At 58.6% G+C, this 912-nt stretch carries 1 protein-coding gene; it reads left to right on the top strand.

Annotated features, from left to right (window positions below; genetic code table 11):
- Nucleotides 1–214: 214 nt before the first annotated feature.
- Nucleotides 215–912 (top strand): group II intron reverse transcriptase/maturase (ltrA, locus tag TALK_RS21865; protein WP_211274877.1); only part of this gene is annotated, 698 nt, incomplete at its 3' end.

Here is a 912-nt window from a genome sequence, read left to right as displayed (position 1 = left end):
CATGATCTTCATACAGGCTTTGGTACGGAACGTGAGAACCTTGTTCCAGATGCGAAGGAAAATGACAAATGGCCAACACCATGAGGAAGAATACCGATGCTGGAACGAGGGGCGGAGCCTCCCGTAGTAGCGATGAAGCCTCTGTAATGGAGGTGGAGCGAAGGGGCGGCGTTATCCGGCCGACGAGCGTTGCCAACCTCCGGGGATGAGTGGCGTGAGCTCGGCGAAACCTTATGACATAGCGAAACGCACGGTATGGGACGCCTACCAGCAGGTCAGGGCCAACCGCGGTGCTGCCGGCATCGACGATGAAACCATCGCCGATTTCGAGCGGGATCTGTCTAAGAATCTCTACAAGCTGTGGAATCGGATGTCGTCGGGGTCGTACTTCCCGCCTCCGGTCAAGCAAGTAGAAATTCCCAAGGCATCGGGAGGCACGCGCAAGCTGGGAGTGCCCACGGTTGGTGATCGTGTCGCGCAAACCGTGGTCAAGCTTCTCATCGAGCCGGAGCTGGACTCGATCTTCCACTCGGACTCCTATGGGTACCGGCCGGGACGATCAGCGAAGCAGGCGGTGGCGATCACGCGTGAGCGCTGCTGGCGATACGACTGGGTGGTGGAGTTTGATATCAAGGCAGCCTTCGATCAGATCAATCATGGGTTGCTGATGAAGGCGGTGCGCCTGCACATCAAGGAGGACTGGATACTTCTGTACATCGAGCGGTGGCTGGTTGCGCCGTTCGAAACGGATCACGGTATGCGCGTCCGACGCGAACGCGGCACCCCGCAAGGTGGAGTGATCAGTCCCCTCCTGATGAATCTGTTCATGCACTATGCCTTCGACACCTGGATGCAACGTACCAGCCCCAACTGCCCGTTTGCCCGCTACGCCGATGATGCGGTGGTGCACTG

It is taken from the genome of Thalassospira alkalitolerans, assembly GCF_002115745.1.
Taxonomy (GTDB): Bacteria; Pseudomonadota; Alphaproteobacteria; order Rhodospirillales; family Thalassospiraceae; genus Thalassospira; species Thalassospira alkalitolerans.
This window is presented reverse-complemented; position numbering and strand designations above follow the sequence as displayed.